This is a genomic window from Nonomuraea lactucae, assembly GCF_003313395.1.
GTDB classification, from domain to species: domain Bacteria; phylum Actinomycetota; class Actinomycetes; order Streptosporangiales; family Streptosporangiaceae; genus Nonomuraea; species Nonomuraea lactucae.
Genome location: NZ_QNFZ01000691.1, coordinates 1 through 3,232, shown reverse-complemented (window position 1 = coordinate 3,232; position 3,232 = coordinate 1). Strand labels below are relative to the sequence as shown.

4 protein-coding genes are annotated in these 3,232 nt (G+C 72.5%); 2 read left to right on the top strand and 2 right to left on the bottom strand.

Annotation, left to right across the window (positions count from 1 at the left end):
• On the top strand, window positions 1-1,367 hold a 1,367-nt coding region (locus DQW85_RS25500; RefSeq protein ID WP_338043418.1), incomplete at its 5' end, for an O-antigen ligase family protein.
• On the opposite strand, the gene DQW85_RS25495 is transcribed toward DQW85_RS25500, so the two are convergent.
• Window positions 1,319-2,356 carry a hypothetical protein gene (locus tag DQW85_RS25495; protein WP_162795368.1) on the bottom strand — a complete coding sequence of 346 codons (1,038 nt, stop codon included), beginning with the start codon at window positions 2,354-2,356 and terminating at the stop codon, window positions 1,319-1,321. The two genes, DQW85_RS25500 and DQW85_RS25495, sit on opposite strands and share 49 nt — an antisense overlap.
• A 13-nt stretch (window positions 2,357-2,369) precedes the next feature.
• Entirely contained in the window at window positions 2,370-2,921 is a 552-nt protein-coding gene (locus tag DQW85_RS25490) for a dTDP-4-dehydrorhamnose 3,5-epimerase family protein (RefSeq protein WP_113702500.1), read from the bottom strand.
• Between the two features lie 43 nt (window positions 2,922-2,964).
• Between DQW85_RS25490 and DQW85_RS25485 the strand changes: the two genes are divergently transcribed.
• A partial coding sequence (locus tag DQW85_RS25485) for a glycosyltransferase (protein ID WP_205315402.1) occupies window positions 2,965-3,232 on the top strand: 268 nt, incomplete at its 3' end.

Genomic DNA, 3,232 nt, shown 5'->3' with positions numbered 1-3,232 from the left:
TGGCCTGGACTGGCGTGGCCTGGCCTGGCGCGCCGCCGCCGGGCGTGCCGCGCCGGGCGGACGCGGCCACCGTGGCCTGCCTGTTCGTCGTCACGCTGATGCTGATCCCGGCCCGCATGATCATCCGCGGCCTGCCCATCGCGCTGTCGGTCGCCAACGTCCTGGCGCTCGTCGCCGCCCTGCTCTGGCTCTGCTCGCAGCTCACCCGCACGCTGGGGGCGGCCAAGGGGCGCAACCCCGTGCGTACTGCCCTGTTCTGCTACGCCCTGTCCGCGGCGGCCGCCTACGGGTACGCCACCTACGGCTACCTGCCGTCGGACGAGATCAACATGGCCGACCACGCGATCGTGCTGGTGCTGGCCAACGTGGGCATCGCCCTGGCGGTGTGCGACGGGGTCCGCGCGCTCGACCGGCTGGACCTCGTGCTCAGGACGGTCGTGGTCGCGGGCGCGCTCATGGCGCTGGTGGGCGCGCTGCAGTTCCTGTTCAACCTCGACCTGACCAGGTATCTGGCGCTCCCCGGGCTGCGCTTCGCCATCGAGGACCAGTTCGTCTTCTCCCGCAACGCGCTGCGCCGGGTCGCCGGGACGGCCGCCCACCCGATCGAGTTCGGCGTGGTCTGCGCGATGATCCTGCCGCTGGCCGCGCACTACGGGCTGCGCGCCCGCGAGCTGGGCCGTCCGGCCTGGCGGTGGTGGCTCTGCGCGGCGCTGATCGGCAGCGGGCTGATGTTCTCCGTGTCGCGCTCGGCCGTCCTCGGCCTGGCGGGGGCCGGAGCCGTGGTCATGCTCGGCTGGCCCGCCCGGCGGCGCCTGCGCGCGCTGCTGGTCATGGGCGGGTTCCTCGCGGTGATCAAGGTGCTCGCCCCCGGCCTGCTCGGCACGATCTTCGGGCTGTTCGAGAACTTCTTCAACGACAGCAGCATCGGCTACCGCACCCACGACTACGGGCTCGCCGCCGCCGAGATCGCCAGGCACCCGTGGCTCGGGCGCGGCATGGGCACCTGGTACGCGCCCAAGTATCAGGTCTTCGACAACCAGTACATCCAGTCGGCGATCGACACCGGCCTGATCGGCGTCGCCGCGTTCCTCGGGATGTTCGCGTGCGCGTTCGTCTGCGGTCTGCGGGCCCGCCGTCTCAGCTCCGACCAGGGTGTCCGGGAGCTGGGCCTGACCCTGTCGGCCTGCCTGGTCGTGCCGGTGCTCGGCGCGGCGACGTTCGACCTGCTGTCCTTCGCGATGGTCAGCGGGCTGACGTTCCTGCTGGCCGGGGCCACGGGGGCGCTGCTGCGGATCGCCGAGGACGGTCCCGGCGCCGCTCAGTCGCCGTTGCAGGTCAGCGGCCGGACGATCGAGGTCACCCGGTAATGGGCGTCGATGGTCACGATGTGGTTGTTGGCCCACCGGATGGTGTCGAGGCAGTCGCCGGAGACCGGGGCGAACTCCCACGTGCGGTCCACCACCCGGTTGTTCTGGACGACCAGCCGGCCGTGGATGTTGTGCAGCTGGATCGTGAAGTTGCCGCCCATGACCAGGTTGTTGGTGATGGTCACGTCGCGCGTGCCGTCCGGCTTGTCGTTGAAGAAGATGGGCGAGTTGTGCGCCACGACGCCGCGCATGTCGAGCGTGGTGTGGTCGAGCAGCAGGCCGCGCCCGGCGTTGTACGTCTGCAGGCCGTCGGAGTAGTTGCGGCCCGGCTCGGCGCAGAGCCTGGCGTACGAGTCCTTGATCACGATGCTGTCGCCCGAGTCGCGGAAGCCGTCGGCGTGGCCGCGGATGAGCACCCTCTCGACCGTGTAGTTGGCGGCTCCGACGGCGGGCGCGGTCAGGCAGCCCTTCTCGGGGCCGATCGTGGTGTCGGCGACGCTGTAGACGTAGTGGCGGCCGTCGAACTCGGCCATGATGCCGCCGTCGATCCGGCTGTTGAGGATCTTGACGTTGTCGGCGGCGATGAGCAGGTCCTGGGTGATGTGCACGCCGTCGAGCACGGTGCCCGCCTTCCGCACCCGGTAGGCGGGGCCGTCGTTGGGCTCCATCTTGCGTAGCTTCGTGCCGGGGGGCAGGCCGGTGCACGCGGGGGTGGGGTGGTCGGGGCACTTCCTGCCGCCGGGGGCGACGACCGGCCTGGCGGCGTCGGTGTACTTCTCGCTGGGCGTGGGCTTGGCCCTTCCCCCCGACCTCGTGCCGGTCGGGCTCGACGGCGGGCTGCTCCGCGCCGGGCCGGTCGGCGGAGAGACCGGAGAGGCCGCGGCGGTGACCGTCACCGTCACGGTCGGCCCGGGCGCGGCCGTGCCGGGCAGGCCGGCGCACGCGGTCAGCGACAGCAGCGCCGCCGCCGTCACCAGTGCCCTTCGCATGGATCGTCCTCCCCTAGCCGACACCGAGACGCCCGGTCAGCCCCGCCCACGAGCCGGCCCGGAGGTCGCGCGGGCTGATCGCGGTGACCGGCCGCGGCCAGCCGATCGCCAGATCGGGGTCGTCGTAGCGCACGGAGAGATCCTCCGCCGGATCGTGCTCCCTGTCGATGCGGTAGCACACGTCCGCCTCGCCGGTCAGCGCCTGGAAGCCGTGCAGGAACCCCGCGGGCACGTACAGGGTGACGAACGCCCGGTCGTCCAGCCGTACCGAGGTCTGCCGCCCGAACGTCGGCGAGTCCGGCCGGATGTCCACCAGCACGTCGTGCACCGCCCCGCGGGCGCACCGCACCAGCTTGGCCTCGCCACGGCCCGAGCGCCCGTGCATGCCGCGGATCGTGCCGGCGACCGAGCGCGACTGGCTGTCCTGCACGAACGCCGCCGGGTCCAGCCCGTGCTCCGCCGCGACCACCGCGTCGAACGTCCTGGTGAACAGGCCGCGCTCGTCCCGATGCGGCTCCGGCACGAACAGCAGCACCCCCTTGAGCGGGGTCGTCTCCACTCTCATCGCAATGTCCTCATCGCAACGTCCTTCCGGAAGGGGCCGTCCGGTGCGTCCCATCGCGAGTGTCGTGATCCCCGCCCACAACGAGGAGGCCGTGCTCGGGGCGGGGCTCGCCGCCCTGCTGGGCGGGGCGGAGCCGGGCGAGTTCGACGTCGTGGTGGTGGCGAACGCCTGCTCCGACCGGACGGCGGAGGTGGCCCGCGCCGCCGGGGTGCGGGTCGTCGAGACGCCGACGGGCGGCAAGGCGGGCGCGCTGCGGCTGGGTGACGCCGCCTGCCGCGCCTTCCCGCGCCTCTACCTCGACGCGGACGTCG